The sequence below is a fragment of the Deferrisoma palaeochoriense genome, assembly GCF_054656955.1.
On record NZ_BAAHXI010000181.1, the window covers coordinates 1 to 466 of the forward strand.

Annotated in this window: 1 protein-coding gene; it reads right to left on the reverse strand. The window is 70.2% G+C overall.

Translation table 11 applies throughout. The annotated features are described in order from the left end of the window. Positions 1-466: hypothetical protein (locus tag ACYQ8L_RS18620; protein ID WP_459943315.1), on the reverse strand; the 466-nt coding region annotated here is incomplete at both ends.

Sequence of the window (466 nt, forward strand, 5' to 3'; positions counted from 1 at the left end):
TCGGGTCCAGGGTGGAGTGGCAGGTGAGGCACACGTCGTTCCAGCCCCCGTCCTCGGTGGCCCCCCGGCTCAAGACGCCCTGGTTCGCGAGCCGGAACGGGTTCGTGGCCGTGCCGTGGGTCACGGAGAAGTCGTGGCAGTAGGCGCACCCCTTCGGGTCCGAGGCCGGTCCGGCGAACGCGGCCGCGGCGTTGCCGGAGACGTCATAGGTCCCCGAGGCCTTGCCGTGGCCCGAGTAGTCCCACTCGGCCTGGCTCACCGTGGCCGTGGTGCCGTTCAGGTACGAGAAATCGTCGGTGTCCGAGGTGGCAAAGTGGCAACTGTCGCAGGAAAGCGTCTGGCCCCAGGTGGCGCTCCCGCCGCCGTGGCACGAGATGCTCGCGCAGCTCGTCGGCTGGGTAAGGTCGCCGAGGGTGGTCACCGTGAAGCTCACCCCCGCGCCCGTATCGGGCGCGAGGTCGAAGGT